Annotated in this window: 16 protein-coding genes; 11 read left to right on the top strand and 5 right to left on the bottom strand. The window is 60.4% G+C overall.

What is annotated here, in order from left to right; translation table 11 throughout:
• Positions 1 to 16: 16 nt before the first annotated feature.
• From lysS to NAT49_RS11395, 6 genes are all read left to right on the top strand, one after another.
• Positions 17 to 1531: a lysine--tRNA ligase gene (gene lysS, locus NAT49_RS11420; protein ID WP_251594264.1), complete on the top strand. Its 1515-nt coding sequence runs from the start codon at positions 17 to 19 to the stop codon at positions 1529 to 1531.
• Positions 1532 to 1643: 112 nt separating this feature from the next.
• On the top strand, positions 1644 to 2030 hold the full coding sequence (locus NAT49_RS11415; protein ID WP_251594262.1) for a hypothetical protein: 387 nt from the start codon (positions 1644 to 1646) through the stop codon (positions 2028 to 2030).
• A gap of 41 nt (positions 2031 to 2071) precedes the next feature.
• Complete coding sequence (locus tag NAT49_RS11410) at positions 2072 to 3475, top strand: MFS transporter (protein ID WP_251594260.1); 1404 nt, start codon at positions 2072 to 2074, stop codon at positions 3473 to 3475.
• Between the two features lie 59 nt (positions 3476 to 3534).
• Positions 3535 to 3843, top strand: coding sequence for a BolA family protein (locus tag NAT49_RS11405; RefSeq protein WP_251594259.1), 309 nt, complete (start codon positions 3535 to 3537; stop codon positions 3841 to 3843).
• Between the two features lie 9 nt (positions 3844 to 3852).
• Positions 3853 to 4707 (top strand): hypothetical protein, encoded by an 855-nt coding sequence (locus tag NAT49_RS11400; protein ID WP_251594257.1) that lies wholly within the window; start codon positions 3853 to 3855, stop codon positions 4705 to 4707.
• Positions 4667 to 5185, top strand: coding sequence for a GNAT family N-acetyltransferase (locus tag NAT49_RS11395; protein ID WP_251594254.1), 519 nt, complete (start codon positions 4667 to 4669; stop codon positions 5183 to 5185). Before NAT49_RS11400 ends, NAT49_RS11395 begins: the two co-directional genes overlap by 41 nt.
• Before the next feature lie 4 nt (positions 5186 to 5189).
• Here the strand turns inward: NAT49_RS11395 and NAT49_RS11390 are convergent, their stop codons facing one another.
• Together NAT49_RS11390 and rsmD are read right to left on the bottom strand one after the other, a co-directional pair.
• A complete protein-coding gene (locus NAT49_RS11390) occupies positions 5190 to 5402 on the bottom strand; it encodes a cell division protein ZapB (RefSeq protein WP_251594252.1) in 213 nt (70 codons plus the stop codon).
• A 53-nt stretch (positions 5403 to 5455) separates the two neighbouring features.
• Positions 5456 to 6073: a 16S rRNA (guanine(966)-N(2))-methyltransferase RsmD gene (rsmD, locus tag NAT49_RS11385; RefSeq protein ID WP_251594250.1), complete on the bottom strand. Its 618-nt coding sequence runs from the start codon at positions 6071 to 6073 to the stop codon at positions 5456 to 5458.
• A gap of 153 nt (positions 6074 to 6226) precedes the next feature.
• On the opposite strand from rsmD, the gene ftsY reads away from it, so the two are divergent.
• From ftsY to NAT49_RS11360, 5 genes are all read left to right on the top strand, one after another.
• On the top strand, positions 6227 to 7771 hold the full coding sequence (gene ftsY / locus NAT49_RS11380; RefSeq protein ID WP_251594248.1) for a signal recognition particle-docking protein FtsY: 1545 nt from the start codon (positions 6227 to 6229) through the stop codon (positions 7769 to 7771).
• Between the two features lie 3 nt (positions 7772 to 7774).
• Positions 7775 to 8446 (top strand): cell division ATP-binding protein FtsE, encoded by a 672-nt coding sequence (ftsE, locus tag NAT49_RS11375; RefSeq protein ID WP_251594246.1) that lies wholly within the window; start codon positions 7775 to 7777, stop codon positions 8444 to 8446.
• The gene (gene ftsX, locus NAT49_RS11370; protein ID WP_251594244.1) at positions 8443 to 9414 is read left to right on the top strand and encodes a permease-like cell division protein FtsX; all 972 of its coding nucleotides are present in this window, start codon (positions 8443 to 8445) and stop codon (positions 9412 to 9414) included. The genes ftsE and ftsX overlap by 4 nt, the downstream gene beginning before the upstream one ends.
• Before the next feature lie 122 nt (positions 9415 to 9536).
• Positions 9537 to 10409 carry an RNA polymerase sigma factor RpoH gene (gene rpoH, locus NAT49_RS11365; RefSeq protein WP_251594242.1) on the top strand — a complete coding sequence of 291 codons (873 nt, stop codon included), beginning with the start codon at positions 9537 to 9539 and terminating at the stop codon, positions 10407 to 10409.
• A 141-nt stretch (positions 10410 to 10550) separates the two neighbouring features.
• Positions 10551 to 12290 carry a putative bifunctional diguanylate cyclase/phosphodiesterase gene (locus NAT49_RS11360; RefSeq protein ID WP_251594240.1) on the top strand — a complete coding sequence of 580 codons (1740 nt, stop codon included), beginning with the start codon at positions 10551 to 10553 and terminating at the stop codon, positions 12288 to 12290.
• 18 nt (positions 12291 to 12308) lie between these two features.
• Here NAT49_RS11360 and slmA read toward each other — a convergent pair whose 3' ends face one another.
• From slmA to NAT49_RS11345, 3 genes are all read right to left on the bottom strand, one after another.
• Complete coding sequence (gene slmA, locus NAT49_RS11355) at positions 12309 to 12926, bottom strand: nucleoid occlusion factor SlmA (protein ID WP_251594238.1); 618 nt, start codon at positions 12924 to 12926, stop codon at positions 12309 to 12311.
• Positions 12927 to 12978: 52 nt separating this feature from the next.
• Positions 12979 to 13878: an acetylglutamate kinase gene (gene argB, locus NAT49_RS11350; protein WP_251594237.1), complete on the bottom strand. Its 900-nt coding sequence runs from the start codon at positions 13876 to 13878 to the stop codon at positions 12979 to 12981.
• 172 nt (positions 13879 to 14050) lie between these two features.
• Complete coding sequence (locus NAT49_RS11345; protein ID WP_251594234.1) at positions 14051 to 15433, bottom strand: phosphomannomutase/phosphoglucomutase; 1383 nt, start codon at positions 15431 to 15433, stop codon at positions 14051 to 14053.
• Positions 15434 to 15440: the final 7 nt, after the last annotated feature.

Genomic DNA, 15440 nt, shown 5'->3' with positions numbered 1-15440 from the left:
ATCAACAGGACAGACCATGTCAGAACAGGACACTTCATCATTCGAGGCCGACGACAATCACCTGATCAGTGAGCGTCGGGCCAAACTGAGCGCGCGGCGAGAGCAGGCCTCAAGCGAGGGCACCAGCGCGTTTCCGAACGACGTCGCCCGCGACGATCTGGCGGCGGACCTGCAGGCCGAGCTTGGCGCGTTCGAAAAGCCCGAGCTCGAGCAAAAAGACCGTCACGCGAAAGTGGCCGGGCGCATCATGCGAAAGCGCGGGCCCTTCATCGTGATTCAGGACGTGTCCGGCCAGATTCAGCTCTACGTTGACAAGAAAGGGCTGCCAACGGACGTGCTCGAGGACATCAAGAGCTGGGACATCGGCGACATCGTCTATGGCCATGGCCCCGTGCATAAATCCGGCAAGGGCGACCTGTACGTGATGATGGTTGAGGCTCGGCTTTTGACCAAGAGCCTGCGCCCGCTGCCCGACAAGTTTCATGGCCTGACCGATCAGGAAGCGCGTTACCGACAGCGCTACGTCGATCTGATCATGAACCCGGAAGTGCGCGATACGTTCCGGATTCGCGCCGGCGTGATCGCCGCGATCCGCCAGTTCTTCAACGAGCGCGCCTTCATGGAAGTGGAAACGCCGATGCTGCAGCCGATTCCCGGCGGCGCAACGGCGCGACCGTTTGTCACCCACCATAATGCGCTCGACATCGACATGTATCTTCGCATCGCGCCGGAGCTGTATCTGAAGCGGCTGGTGGTCGGCGGCTTCGAACGAGTGTTCGAGATCAACCGCAACTTCCGTAACGAGGGGCTGTCGACGCGGCACAACCCTGAATTCACCATGCTTGAATTCTATTGGGCCTACGCCGACTACACCGCGCTGATCGATCTGACCGAGACGCTCCTGCGTGAGGTGGCGCAAAAGGTGCTGGGCTCGACCACCGTGCATTATCAGGGCACCGATTATGACCTGGCCCAGTCGTTTGATCGGCTGACGCTGAAGGACTCGATTCTCAAGTACGGCGAGGGCATCGAGGCGACTGAGCTTGAATCGCTCGAGGCCGCGACGGCGCTTGCCGGACGACTCGGCATCGACGTCAAGCCCGGCTGGGGCCTTGGCAAGGTGCAGACCGAGATCTTCGAGGAGGTTGCCGAACACCGGCTGGACCGCCCGACGTTCATCACCGAGTACCCGGCCGAAGTCAGCCCGCTTGCGCGTCGAAACGACCGTGACCCGTTCGTGACCGACCGCTTCGAGTTCTTCATTGGCGGGCGTGAAATCGCCAACGGCTTCTCGGAGCTCAACGACGCCGAAGATCAGGCCGAGCGGTTCCAGGCGCAGGTGGCAGAGAAGGACGCCGGCGATGTAGAGGCGATGTACTATGACGCCGATTACATCCGGGCGCTTGAGTATGGTATGCCGCCGACGGCCGGTGAGGGTATCGGTATCGATCGGCTGGTCATGTTCCTGGCCAATGCCCCCTCCATTCGGGATGTGCTGCTGTTCCCGGCCATGCGTCCCCAGGCGGGGTAACGCCTGCCGGATGACGGTGCTTGGCACGGGGCGGCGCGACCGCTACCCTGTGTGTGCCTGAGCGCCCTCGAAACCGAGGGCGCTCCATCGCTTTTAACGCAAGGAGTACACCATGCATCTGGTCAATCGTTCGGCCTTGAGCGTTCGTCCGACCCAGGCGTTCATCGATTGGATCAATTCTCTGGAGCCCACCGAGGGCGATGAGGATCTTCTTCTTGACGACGTCGAGCGCGAAAGCACCGTGTACCTCATTCCGGAGATGGATACCGAGAATGCCTTGCACGCCTATGTTCACGAGCGCTTTGTCGACATCCTCGAGCACGAGTTCGGTGCCTGGGAGGACGACGAAACCCAGTGGCCTGCACCGCGTGATTGGGCACTGTTCAAGGAGTTCGTGCGTCTCGAGTACAGCTACCTGACCGTGGACCTTGACGGCGCGTCACCGCTATCAAGCGATGACATGGGCGATGACTTTGTCAATGAGGGTCAGGACGATTAAGATGCCTTCTCATTTCAAATGAAAATGAGAAACGGTATCACGTGAAACACTTACTCTCCTCCAAACCGGACGACGACGGCTTACCGCCGCGCGCCCGGGCCTTGGCGATGGCTGCATTGATGCTGTGCTCGTTGATGGCAGTGCTCGATATGAACATCGTCAACGTGGCGCTGCCCACCATTTCAGAGACCCTCGATGTCTCTTCCTCGGACGCGATCTGGATCGTCAACGTCTATCAGCTGACCGGCGCTGCCGCCATCTTGACGTTCGCGGCGCTGAGTTACCGAATTGGCGCCTGGCGGATCTACATTGGCGGGCTGATCGTCTTCGTTGCAAGCTCACTTGGGTGTGCGCTGTCGAATTCTCTGACAACGCTGATCGTCTTTCGCGCGTTTCAGGGGTTGGGCGCCGCGGCCATGATGAGTCTGGGGCCGGCGCTTTATCGCTCGGTTTTTCCGTCGCGGCTGCTTGGCAGCGCGCTCGGGGTGTCCTCGATGGTGGTGGCAACCGGGGTGGCCGCAGGGCCTACGCTTGGCGGTGTGCTTCTGGCGCTCGGTGACTGGCCGCTCTTGTTTTTGATCAACCTGCCGATGGGGGCCGCCGCACTGGTTCTGACCCTGCGCTATCTGCCGCGTTCAGAGGGCAACGGTGCGCCCTTCGATGTTCTGGGTGCGGTGCTTTCGGCGCTGATGCTCGGCGGGCTGGTTATCGGGGTGGATGAGCTGCGTCGAGAGGGGAGCATGAGCTGGGCGGTCTATCTGGCGGTGGGGTTCATCGCCGGCGCGGCCTTTATCCGGCGTCAGCAGCGGATCGATTACCCGCTCTTGCCGCTGGGCATTTTCAGGCAGGCGCGGTTCTCGATGGCGGCGGTGACGTCGTTTTTCGCCTGGGTCTCTCAGTCGATGGCGTTTCTGAGCGTGCCGTTTCTGCTTCAGAGCGAGCTTGGCTATACGCCGCTCGAATCGGCGCTTCTGTTCACCCCCTGGCCGCTGGCCATCATGTTCACTGCGCCTCGGGCCGGACGGCTTGCAGACAAGTTCTCGCCGCCACTGGTCTGTACCGGTGGTATCATCGTCTTTATCGCAGGCGTCATTGCTCTGGCCACGCTCTCATCGTCAGCGCCAATGTGGGACGTAGTCTGGCGCACGGCGCTTTGTGGTTTCGGGTTCGGGTTGTATCAGTCGCCCAACAACCGTGAGCTGATGGGCAGCCTGCCGCGGGCGCAAAGCGGCACCGCCGCCGGAGTGATGGCAAGCGTTCGTACGTTCGGCCAGTCGTTGGGTGCTGCCTTGGTTGCGCTGGCGCTATCTGGAATAATCATCGAGACCTCGCACGCAGGGCTCATCACGCTTGCGCTGAACGTGGCCATCGTGGCGGCCCTGATCGCGCTGGCACTCAGCGCATCGCGTCTGACGCGTGCCCGGGCCCTTGCCGATAACGAGTAAAAAAGCGACCCGCGAAGCACACATAACGCACGACATGTTCAACCAGCAGGGGTGATTCAATGCGCATCCAGGAAGTCATAGAACAAAAATTGAAGGACTTGAACCCGGACGTCTTGCAGGTGGAGAACGAAAGCCACAAGCATCATGTGCCACCGAATTCGGAAACGCACTTCAAGGTGACTCTGGTCTCCGAGGCGTTCGAGGGCTTTACTCAGGTCAAGCGTCATCAGCGCATCTACGGCATGCTCTCCGATGAGTTGGCGGGCCCGGTGCACGCCCTGGCGCTTCATCTCTATACGCCAAGCGAATGGGAAGCCCGAGGCAAGGCGCGTCCTGAATCGCCGAACTGCATGGGCGCCGGACAGTAATGGACGTCCATGGTCAGTGAACCGCAGCGCCGCCAGTACCTTGAGGCAATGGGGCTTCCCACGTGGGAGGCCCGCTATCGCTTGCCGTTTGCAGAGCCGACCCAGGCCTGCGAGTGGGCGCTACCCGAGGCCGTCGAGCGTGGGCCGCGTCAAGGGGTCGAGGCGCTGCGCGATGCCAGCCGAGCCGATGCGCCTGTCCATACGACGCCTGCCCACACGGCACCTGTAACCGCGCCGTCTCAGCCTGGGCAGGCCCAGGCTGACGATACGTCGTCCGCGTCACCACGCTCGGCGCGGGCCTTGCTTGAGGAGCGCATCGAGCTTCCCGAGGACGAAAAGCGCGAGTCGGTCACTGAAGCAGTGCCTTCGGAGCCCACTCAAGCACCGCTGGCGTTTTCCTGGTCGGTGGCGGCGCTCGAGGGGCGCTGGTTGATCGTCGCGCTCGGGGGCGAGATCTCGCCTCGGCATCAGGCGCTACTGCGTGCGTTGCTGGCGGCTCGGCGCATCTTTCCGAGTCAGCCGATCGCGTTCGAATCATTCGAGTGGCCGATCGTCGAAGGGCTCTTGTGTCACGACCCGCTCGGCGATGCGCAGGACGGCGTCCGTGCGTTTATCCGCGGTCGGCAGGAGCGTGGCTGGTTCATCGAGCGCGTGTTGACGTTCGGCTCCGATGACACGCTTTCGAGTGTGCTGGGGGTTGAGGATGAGCACAGTACGCTGTTAACGCTGCCGGTCTGGCAGGGCCCTGCACTGGGTGAACTTGATACGGCCGACGCCAAGCGCGCGCTTTGGGCAGGGCTTGAGCCGTGGCATGAGTGGTGGCATGGATCAACAGATGAGCGAGCGCAACGTTTGGATGAATGAATCAATGTACGACGTGCGACAGGCCACACTCAGTGACCTCGAGGACATCGTGGCGCTGGACCAACGGTGCCATGAAAGCGCCTGGTCAAAGGTCCATTTCGTGCGGGCGCTGGGTAGCCCGGAGCATGAAGTCTGGGGCGTCTGGGAAGATGGGGCATTGATCGGTGTGCTGGTGCTCGGTCTTCAGCCCTTCGATGCTGAAATTGAACTGATCGTCGTGGCGCCGGAGCGGCGACGGCGCGGCGTAGCGTCCATGTTGGTCATGCGCGGGGTTGATTCCGGGCGGGCGCTCGGAAAGGAGCGGCTCCTGCTCGAGGTGCGGGCCGGCAATGCGGCTGCCATTGGTGTCTACGTCAAGCGAGGCTTCATTCAGGACGGCGTGCGTCCGGGGTATTACCCGGCCGACGGGGCAGAGCGGGAAGATGGGGTTTTGATGTCGTACCCGCTTTGTGATCTGGATACGACATCATCGGCCTAGCGCCTCAGCTGTGAGTCGCTTCGGCCTGTGCAGGCTGTGCGTCGAATTCCTGAAAACGCGCCAGGATGCCGTTCAAGCGACTTTCCCACTGAGTGCGCTCGCTCTTGAGCTGTTCGTTTTCCTGACGCAGCTCTTCCACTTCCATGCGTAGCATTTCGATGGTGTCGACCGCTGTACTGACTTTCTGTTCGAGTTGATCAAACAATTCTATACTCATCGACCTCTCCTGATCGTCCTTTTTGACCTGACGCGCTGCGTCTGGCGGAAAGACTACGCGTCTGTATCCCCCTCGGCAAGAGGCGTGCGGCGATACAGTCGGGCCTGGGTTTCCCCGGCGCGTGTCTGTTTTTCAAGCCGCCAGTGCGCCGGCACGTTCGGAACCAATGCCTGTTCGACTTCGAGATAGATCATTGCCTGTTCGGTAAGCCAGCCGCCACGTTCCAAAAGGGCGCAGATGGGGTCGGCAAGCCCCTGACCGAATGGAGGGTCAAGAAAGACCAGGCCATAGGGCATCGGTTCGGCCGAGTCCAGCCAGGCCAGTGCGTCGAGGCGATGAAGTGTTGCGCGCTCTCGAACGTCAAGCGTTGTCAGGTTGTCCTCGAGCTGGCGCGCGGCCTGACGGTCCTTTTCGATCAGTGTGAGCGAGGCTGCGCCTCGCGACAGGGCTTCAAGGCCGAGCGCGCCGCTGCCGGCGAAGGCATCGAGCACATGAGCGCCACCTAGAGGGCCGATCCAGTTGAACAGGGTTTCCCTGACGCGATCCGGTGTGGGCCTCAAGCCCGGGCGGTCCAGGATCGGAAGCTGGCGCCGTTTGAAATCTCCGCCGATGAGGCGAAGTTTACCGTGGCGGGCCGGTTTGGATGGAGAGCGGGAGCGGTGTCGAGTCATGGCGCGCATTGTACCCGTGAGCACGACACAGTGGTAGGATGGCGGTGGTTTGCCATTCGCCCCAGTTTTCGGGCGCATCGACGCCATCCATTTGCGCATAGTGGCCACGACTCCACTATGGTGTGACGAATCGACAATCAAAGACAGCCATCTATGTTCGGTTTTTTTAAACGCAAAAAGCAAAAGCAAGCCCAGCAGGAGAAAGAGCAGGAGCAGCAGCGCCTTTCTCAAGAGTCTCAAGATGAGGATACGGCCTCACATGCTGAAGATGCGTCTCCAGTTGTTGAGCCCGAGCAGCCACCTGTAACGCCTGAGCAGCGGCCAGTCGACTCTGAACGACAGCCTGCCGAGGAGCCCGAGCAGACGCCCGAGGCCCGTTCCGACGAGCCTACCTGGGAAGAGGTTTTGCGCCGGGAAACCGAGGCAGCCGATGCCGCGCGCGCAACCACTGACACCACACGCCCCGCACCAGACCGTGACGAAGCGCCTCATGCAGAGCCTTTGGCACCTGCGGCGGACCCGGTCGAGCCGGAGCTACGCTCTGTCGAACCCGAACCCGAACCCGAACCCGAACCCGAACCCGAACCCGAACCCGAACCCGAACCCGAACCCGAACCCGAACCCGAACCCGAACCCGAACCCGAACCCGAGCCAGTACGTGCCAGGGTAGAGGTTCCTGCGGCACCGAAGCCCGATGATCTGCCGGCAATGTTCGACCCGGTGGAAACGGCGCCTGAGCAGGCGAATTCCGCCGAGCCTGAGCGCAAGGGCTGGTTTTCTCGTGTTCGCAAGGGGCTTGGCAAGACCCGATCCAATCTGACCGGTGGCCTTGCAACGCTTCTGCTTGGCAAGAAACAGATCGACGACGACGTTCTCGAGGAGCTGGAAACCCGACTTCTGATGGCGGACGTCGGCATCGAGGCGACCACCGAAATCATGGATAACCTGTCGGCGCGGGCGTCTCGTAAGGAGCTGGCCGATTCCGATGCGCTGTATGAGGCGCTTCAATCGGAGCTTACGGCCGTACTTGCGCCGGTGACTGCGCCCTTGCGTCTGCCTGAAAAGGGCAAGGGGCCGTTCGTGATCCTGATGGTCGGCGTCAACGGTGTGGGCAAGACCACCACCATCGGCAAGCTGACCAAGCGCTATCAGGCTCAGGGTCGAAGCGTCATGCTGGCTGCAGGTGATACGTTCCGTGCCGCTGCGGTCGAGCAGCTCAAGGTGTGGGGCGAGCGTAACCGTGTGCCGGTCATCGCTCAGCACACCGGCTCTGACAGTGCCTCTGTCATCTACGATGCGGTCGAGGCCGCCAAGGCGCGTGGCGTTGATATCCTGATTGCCGACACCGCAGGTCGACTGCACAACAAGTCGCATCTGATGGAAGAGCTCAAGAAAGTGCAGCGCGTGATGGCCAAGCTCGATGCCACCGCGCCACATGAAGTGATGCTGGTGCTCGATGCCGGCACCGGGCAAAACGCGATCAGCCAGGCCCAGACCTTCAACGAAGCCGTTCCGGTGACCGGCATCACGCTGACCAAGCTCGACGGCACCGCCAAGGGCGGCGTGATCTTTGCACTTGCCAAGCAGCTGAAGACCCCGATTCGCTATATCGGGGTGGGCGAAACGCTTGATGATCTACGGCCGTTCAAGGCGGATGACTTCGTCAAGGCGCTGTTTACCCAGGAAGACGAGTCGTAACCGATGATTGCCTTCGAACACGTAGGGAAGCGTTACGGAGGGCGTTTCGAGGCGCTGGCGGATGTGAACTTCCGCCTGTCTCGTGGCGAGATGGTGTTTCTGACCGGGCATTCCGGCGCGGGCAAGAGCTCGGTTCTTAAGCTTTTGACGTGCCTCGAGCGGCCGTCTCGAGGCCGAATCGTGGTGGCCGGGCACGATCTTGGTCGGCTTGGAAACGCCCAGATTCCGTTCTATCGACGTCAGCTCGGGGTGGTATTTCAAAACCATCAGCTGCTGTTTGATCGAAGCGTGTTCGAAAACGTCGCCTTACCTTTGTCGATTCAAGGGTTCACGGCCGATGAGGTAGCGCGTCGGGTGCGTGCGGCACTGGATAAGGTCGGGCTGCTTCATCGCGAAAAGGCGTTGCCCATCGAACTCTCCGGCGGTGAGCAGCAGCGGATCGGCATTGCGCGCGCGGTAGTGCACAAGCCAGCGCTTCTGCTGGCCGATGAGCCGACCGGTAACCTGGACCCGCAGCTCTCTGCAGACATCATGCGGCTGTTCGAGGATTTCAATCGCATTGGTACGACGGTTCTGATCGCAAGTCACGATCTGGCCTTGATCGCGCGGCTTAAGCATCGCGTATTACGGCTTCGCGAGGGGCGTCTCGTGGGCGATGAGGGGATGGGTTCATGAAAAAGGGACGTCGTACGCGCCAGGGCGCACGTAATCAGCAATCGTCCTTTGAGCGGCAGCGTCTTGCCTGGCAGGCACACCACCGTCAAACGGCGCGGGATGCTCTGCACCGTTTGAAACAGCGCCCGATCGGCACGGCGATGACGCTGATGGCGATCGCGGTGGCTCTGGTGCTGCCCGCAGCGCTCTGGCTGCTTCTAGGCAGTGCGCAGGTGCTTGATCGCAACCTGTCAGACACCGCCCAGCTCACGGTTTACATGACACCTTCGGCCAGCGACGTCGATGCAAGCTCGCTTCTGGAGCGCGTTCGCGCCCGCGATGATGTCGGCTCTGTAACTCTGGTAACGCCCGAGCAGGGGCTTGAGCAATTTCAGAAAACCCTTGGCCTCGGTGACGCCCTGAGCGGGCTGGATAAGAATCCATTGCCGGCGGCGTTGATCGTAAAACCCGTGACTCAGACCCCCGAGGCGGTCTCGGCGCTGTCGCTTGCGCTCAAGCAGATGCCGAAGGTGGACGAGGCGCAGGTGGACATGCAGTGGCTCGAGCGGTTGAAGCAGCTGTCGACGCTCGGTCAGCGCGTAGTGCTGTCGTTTGGGGCACTTTTCGCACTGGGCGTGATCTTGATCGTGGGTAATACAATTCGACTGTCGGTCGAAAATCGACGAGAGGAAATCGAGGTCATCACGCTCATCGGAGCGACGCATGCCTTCGTTCGACGGCCGTTTCTCTACAGTGGGGCCTGGCTTGGGCTCGGCGGCGGCATTGCTTCTCTGATTTTGCTTGCCGCCGGAATGGCTTGGCTTTCTGCCCCATTGACGGCATTGGCTGAAAGTTATGGCGGTCAGTGGGCCGTGCCGTCACTTGGTTTTGAGGGTTCCCTGTTTCTACTGATCGTCAGTACGCTACTTGGCTGGCTTGGCGCGTTCATTGCTGTTGGCCGACATTTGTCACACATGACGCCCAAGTGAAACGAGGCCTCTTTAGCGTTTAGGCGCAAATACGTTATACTGGCGGGTCAAGGGAACTTTAATCGCGTTTTGTCTTCTAAAGAAGCAACGCATTGTAAGGGCAACGTGGAGACCCGGTGCACATGAGCAATAGTCTTCAGCCTATCGGGAATTTGTCACCAGGCAATGACCTTAACGGGTATATTCAGATCGTTAACGGCATTCCGGTGTTGTCGGCAGAAGAGGAGCATTCACTGGCGGTGCGACTGCACGAGGAAAACGACCTCGAAGCGGCGCGGCGTCTTGTCATGTCACATCTGCGCTTTGTTGTATACATCGCGCGCAGCTATTCAGGTTATGGTCTGGCTCAGGCGGATCTGATTCAGGAAGGTAACGTCGGTCTGATGAAGGCGGTCAAACGCTTCGATCCGGCTCAGGGCGTTCGCTTGGTCTCGTTCGCGGTGCATTGGATCAAGGCCGAAATTCATGAATTCGTGCTTCGCAACTGGCGTATCGTCAAGATCGCGACGACCAAGGCTCAGCGTAAGCTCTTTTTCAACCTGCGTGGTTCTAAAAAGCGTCTTGCCTGGCTCAACAACGATGAAGTCGATGCCATCGCGTCTGACTTGAACGTGAAGCCCGGTGTTGTACGGGAAATGGAGAGCCGTCTTTCCGCGCACGATGCAGGCTTTGATTACGCGCCGGGTGAAGACGATGAACAGGCGACATCGCAGGCGCCAGCGAGCTATCTCGAAAACAGCGAGCTGAACCCGGCTGAACTGCTTGAAAATTCGGACTGGGAAGAGGATTCCTCTCGTCGACTGGCCTATGCCATCTCTCAGCTCGATGAGCGCTCGAAAGACATTCTGCAGCGCCGCTGGCTGGCTGAGCATAAGGCAACGCTTCATGAGCTTGCTGACACATACGGCGTCTCTGCCGAGCGTATCCGACAGCTTGAAAAGAACGCCATGAAAAAGCTCAAGTCCTACATGATCGAGGATAACGCCGCTGCATGATGCGACGTTATGCCTTGTAATCAGAACGCCCGGTCTCGTAAGAGCCGGGCTTTTTTATGTCAATCTACTAATTATCGCTTCCGAATTTGGTGCGGGCAGGGTAGAAGTCCATAACAAGAAAGGTAATAGAGGCCCGGCAACGTGAAACTTCGGCAGTGGTGGCTCTCTCACATCAAGGCGGAGCATGACCCGCTTACTGTAACTCCCTATTGCTCAGAGGGTGACGGGCAGGATTCGCGTCAGGCATTGGCCGAGGCCATTGTCGACCGCTTGCCAGGCGCCGTGTACTGCCTGTCGCGCAATTCCAAGACACTTTGTTTTCTGAGTCAGGGCGCCAATGTGCTATTGAATGGCCAAACGCAGGCGTTGCACCAGCGAGCTGGCTTCGAGATGCTGGTGCATCCCGAAGACCGTGAACATTGGCACCAGACATTGGCAGCGCTTTCGGAAGACAATCAGCGCTATGAGATCCTCTATCGATTGGCGCCGGGGCTTGGCTGGCACCGGCCGATCACCTGGGTATTGGATCGTGGGGTATTAAGACGCCGGGCCAGCGGCGATACGCTCGAGGGCGTTTTGCTTGATATGACCGGCCACCAGCGCCGCCAGCAACATCTGGCGCACGCCGCAGAACACGATGCCATCACCGGCTTTCTGCATCGTCTGCCATTTCTTGAATACCTGGAAAACGCGACGCGGGAACAAGAACCCGGGGCCTTGCTCTATTTCGATATCGTTCGCTATAGCGCGATCAATTACAGTCTTGGCTATCAGGCCGGTGACTCGCTCTTGAAACAGGTGGCCGAGCGCATCCGGGCATGTGTGTCCACCGATGCCATGTTGACCCGCCTGAGCGCTGACGAATTTGCGGTTTATCTCCCGGACGCCGAACGCCGTCACGGCGTACTGGCGCGGTTGATGGCGACGCTCAAGCCCGAGTACTGGCTGGGCCGTCAGTCGGTCACCGTCGATATTACCGCAGGCGTTGCCACGGATACCCACAAGGGGGCGGACGCCTTGCTGCGTCATGCCCGGCTAGCACTCCAGCACGCGCGGGCGCACAACCGGTTGCACGCGGAGTACAGCGTTGGCCTCTATGAAGAAGACAGTGCCCCCCTGAAGCTTGAGCAGGCGCTTCGGTGCGCGTTGATGCGTGATGAGCTGTCCATGTTCTACCAGGCGCAGGTCAGTGCCGAGGATGGTCGTGTGATCGGAGCGGAGTCACTGATGCGCTGGTACCACGACACCCTTGGTGAAATTTCCCCCGAGCGCTTCATTCCCCTGGCCGAAGAGCTTGGGTTGATCGCCGAACTGGGGCGCTGGAGCCTGGCTACCGTTTGTGAGCAGATCGCGGAGTGGGACGATAAAGGCATCATTGTCCCGCGGGTTTCGGTCAACGTCTCCACCTTGCAACTGACGTCGACGCTGGTCGATCAGGTAGCCATTCTACTGGCGCGGTTCGATCTGACGCCGGATCGGCTGGAGCTTGAAGTCACCGAAACTCAATTGATTCGAGATCTGACGGTCAGCCACCATGTGCTCGAAGCGCTGCGTGCCAAGGGCGTGGCAATTGCGCTGGACGATTTCGGTACCGGCTACTCCTCGCTTGCGTATCTGGCGTCGCTTCCGATCGACCGGCTCAAGATCGACAAGCGGTTCGTCGACGGTGTGCCGGAACGTACGCCAGAGCGCGGCGTGATCAAGGCCGTGATCAGCATGGCGCATGCGCTGTCACTTGAAGTGATTGTCGAAGGGGTGGAAACCGAGCAGCAGTGGCAGTATCTGCGTGAACAGGACTGCCACGTGCTGCAAGGGTACTATTTCGGAACGCCGGTCGACGCCCAGACCTTCGCGACCCGTCTGGTCTCGCCCAAAGGCTGACGTTCATGAAGCGCGAGCCTAGAGCGCCAGGTGGGCACGCTCGGGGGCGAACACGGCCGAGGAAAGAATGGCCCATTGCTCGTCCCAGTGCTCAGCGGGCGAGTGCCGGAACCGGCTTCTCGAATACCGCGTAATACGGCCTTCCAGATGCGTCATGAGCAGGTGCGCACAGGCGCCGACCGTCATCGGAAGGCGCGCCTGCTCACTGGCCTGAGCTTCACGTAGGCTCTGTTTCAGCTGTGTTTCGATGCGATCAAAGAACTGCTGCATGCGTGGTTTGAGTCGCGCTGTTTCTCCGACCAGGGCCTCGCCGGTCATCAGACGGCACAGTCCCGGGTTTTTCTCGGCAAAGCCAATCACCAGTTTCAGGGTATGATGGCAGCGCTGGTCGATCGGTAGATCATCGCGGGCAATGACCGTAAGGCGCTCGAACACAATGGTTTCAATGTAGTCGATCAACGCCTCGAACATCTTTGACTTGCTTGGAAAGTGGCGGTAAAGCGCAGCTTCCGAAACACCGACCTCGCTTGCAAGCGAGGCCGTAGTAATCCGCTTGCCATCATCGCTTTCAAGCATTTTCGCCAGTGCCTGAAGGATCTGTTCACGCCGTTCGGCGCCTTTTTTAGTAGTGGCCATACGCCGTTGTTCCCTGCTTGAGACATCAGAGCGGGCTAAAAGCCCGCAAGATTCAGGCGTTGTCGGTAATCAGCGTCCCCACGCCCGAGTTGGTGAAGATTTCGAGCAGGATGGCGTGCGCGACGCGCCCATCGACAATAACGGCACTGTTGACGCCCTGCTTGACTGCATCCAGCGCGCAGCGAATCTTTGGAAGCATGCCGCCATAGATGGTGCCATCCTCGATCAGCCGGTCCACATCCTGGGTCGAAAGCCCCGTCATGACCTCGCCCTGGGCGTTCATCAACCCGGCCACATTGGTCAGCAGCATCAGTTTCTCGGCATTGAGCGCTTCTGCCACCTTGCCGGCGACCAGGTCAGCGTTAATGTTGTAGGAGGCGCCGTGCTCATCCACACCGATAGGGGCGATGACCGGGATGTAATCGGCCTGGGAGAGCATGTCGATCAAATCCGTCGAGATGTGTTCCACCTCACCGACATGGCCGATGTCGATGATTTCAGGCGCGGCAAGCTCCGGGCTGTAACGCTGGACCTTGAGCTGACGGGCGCGAATCTGGGCGTTGTCCTTGCCCGTCACACCGATCGCCTTGCCGCCGGCCTGGTTGATCTGGTTGACGATGCTCTTGTTGACCAGGCCGCCAAGCACCATTTCCACCACGTCCATGGTTTCCGAGTCGGTCACGCGCATGCCTTCGACGAAGCGGGACTCGATCTTGAGCCGCTCGAGCAATTGGCCGATCTGGGGTCCGCCGCCGTGAACGACGATGGGGTTCAGGCCGACCTCCTTCAGAAGAACGATGTCCCGGGCGAAGGAGTCGATCAGGGTGTCATCGGTCATGGCATTGCCGCCGTACTTGACCACCACGGTCTTGCCGGAAAAGCGTTGAATATAGGGCAGGGCTTCGGAAAGAATCTTGACGACCTGAGCCGGGTCGCGCTCGTGTGAATTCATGGAACCTTCCTGAGTGTGGCGGTTGAGTGTTCGAATGGACTGAGTGTTCGAATAGAGTGAATATTTGAGTCGGTTGCGTGGTCGATTGAATAACGTGGTCGCTCAAGTTGCAGGGCGAGCAGAACGCGCTGTTTGAGGGCGCGTTCTGCTCCAGCGTGCGCGGCGATGGCCTTTAGAACGTGGGGACGGCATGCGGCGCGGTAACTGTGAGCGCGGCCCGGAAGCAGTCCTGAATGCGGGCCAGCGCAGCCTGGCTTTTGCCCTCGAAGCGAAACACCAGGGCAGGCGTCGTATTGGACGCCCGGCACAGGCCCCAGCCATCGGGGTAGTCGACCCGAATGCCATCAAGGAGGGTCTTGGTGGCATCCGGCCCGAAGTCCGTGGTGGTGGCAAACCGTTCGACCAGTGCGAACTTTTCGGCGTCGGTCACGCTCACGTTGAGTTCGGACGTGCACAGATCCTGCGGGTAGCGAGCGAAAAACGCATCGGCGTCCTCAGGCTGTCTCGACAGCAGTTCCAGCACGCGAGCGGCGGCGTAGATGCCGTCGTCGAAGCCGTACCAGCGCTCCTTGAAGAACACGTGGCCGCTCATCTCGCCGCCAAGCAGCGCGCCGGTTTCGCGCATGCGCGCCTTGATCAGCGAGTGCCCGGTGTACCACATCTCCGGGTCGCCACCGGCCTCGGAAACGATGCGGGCCAGATTCGAGGTGCACTTGATGTCGAACACCACGCCTGCCCCCGGCGTGCGAGAAAGCAGGTCCTCGGCCAGCGCCATGAGCAGCCGGTCCGGGTAGATGATCTCGCCGCTTGGGGTAACTACGCCGATGCGGTCGGCGTCACCGTCAAAGGCAATGCCGAGGTCAGCGCCTTCAAGGCGCACCCGCTCCACCAGATCGCTCAGGTTTTCGAGCTTGCCGGGGTCGGGGGCGTGGTTTGGGAAGGTGCCATCGATGGTTTCGTACATCGGCACTACTTCGACGCCAAGCGCGGCGAGAATGGAAGGGCCAAGTTCGCCGCCCACGCCGTTGCCGCAATCCACCACGGCCTTGAGCGGGCGCTCGAGGTGCACGTCATCGAGGATGCGCTGGGTGTAGATGGGCGAGAGGTCGTGGGCGATGCGCTGACCGTGCCCCTTTGCGAACGCGCCTTGAACGATGCGCTCATGCAGGCGAGTGATGGCTTCATTTGACAGCGCCTCGCCGTTCAGCACGATCTTGAAGCCGTTGTAGTTCGACGGGTTATGGCTTGCCGTAACGGCCACGCCGGACTGGCACTGCATGAGGTGGTGCGTGGCGAAATAAAGCACCGGTGTCGGCACCATGCCGATGTCGATGACATCGATGCCGGTGCTGATAAGGCCGTCAATCAGGGCGTCTGTCATGTCCGGGCCGGACACGCGGCCGTCACGTGCAACCGCCAGGCGATGTTCACCCCGGTGAATCGCTTCGCTGCCGATGGCCTTGCCGATCAGGCGGGCGCCGTCGATCGTCAGGGCCTCGTCCACGATGCCTCGAATGTCATAGGCCCTGAAAATACTGGCAAAAGCGTCGTTCATGATGGTC

The sequence above is a fragment of the Larsenimonas suaedae genome, from assembly GCF_023712105.1.
GTDB classification, from domain to species: Bacteria; Pseudomonadota; Gammaproteobacteria; order Pseudomonadales; family Halomonadaceae; genus Larsenimonas; species Larsenimonas suaedae.
The sequence above is the reverse complement of the archived record's forward strand: the minus strand, read 5'-3'. Positions and strand labels throughout refer to the sequence as shown.

Coding starts and splice junctions, on each gene's coding strand:
- lysS (WP_251594264.1), top strand. CDS start 17: ATGTCAGAACAGGACACTTCATCATTCGAGGCCGACGACAATCACCTG.
- NAT49_RS11415 (WP_251594262.1), top strand. CDS start 1,644: ATGCATCTGGTCAATCGTTCGGCCTTGAGCGTTCGTCCGACCCAGGCG.
- NAT49_RS11405 (WP_251594259.1), top strand. CDS start 3,535: ATGCGCATCCAGGAAGTCATAGAACAAAAATTGAAGGACTTGAACCCG.
- NAT49_RS11400 (WP_251594257.1), top strand. CDS start 3,853: ATGGTCAGTGAACCGCAGCGCCGCCAGTACCTTGAGGCAATGGGGCTT.
- NAT49_RS11395 (WP_251594254.1), top strand. CDS start 4,667: ATGGATCAACAGATGAGCGAGCGCAACGTTTGGATGAATGAATCAATG.
- NAT49_RS11390 (WP_251594252.1), bottom strand. CDS start 5,402: ATGAGTATAGAATTGTTTGATCAACTCGAACAGAAAGTCAGTACAGCG.
- rsmD (WP_251594250.1), bottom strand. CDS start 6,073: ATGACTCGACACCGCTCCCGCTCTCCATCCAAACCGGCCCGCCACGGT.
- ftsY (WP_251594248.1), top strand. CDS start 6,227: ATGTTCGGTTTTTTTAAACGCAAAAAGCAAAAGCAAGCCCAGCAGGAG.
- ftsE (WP_251594246.1), top strand. CDS start 7,775: ATGATTGCCTTCGAACACGTAGGGAAGCGTTACGGAGGGCGTTTCGAG.
- ftsX (WP_251594244.1), top strand. CDS start 8,443: ATGAAAAAGGGACGTCGTACGCGCCAGGGCGCACGTAATCAGCAATCG.
- rpoH (WP_251594242.1), top strand. CDS start 9,537: ATGAGCAATAGTCTTCAGCCTATCGGGAATTTGTCACCAGGCAATGAC.
- slmA (WP_251594238.1), bottom strand. CDS start 12,926: ATGGCCACTACTAAAAAAGGCGCCGAACGGCGTGAACAGATCCTTCAG.
- argB (WP_251594237.1), bottom strand. CDS start 13,878: ATGAATTCACACGAGCGCGACCCGGCTCAGGTCGTCAAGATTCTTTCC.
- NAT49_RS11345 (WP_251594234.1), bottom strand. CDS start 15,433: ATGAACGACGCTTTTGCCAGTATTTTCAGGGCCTATGACATTCGAGGC.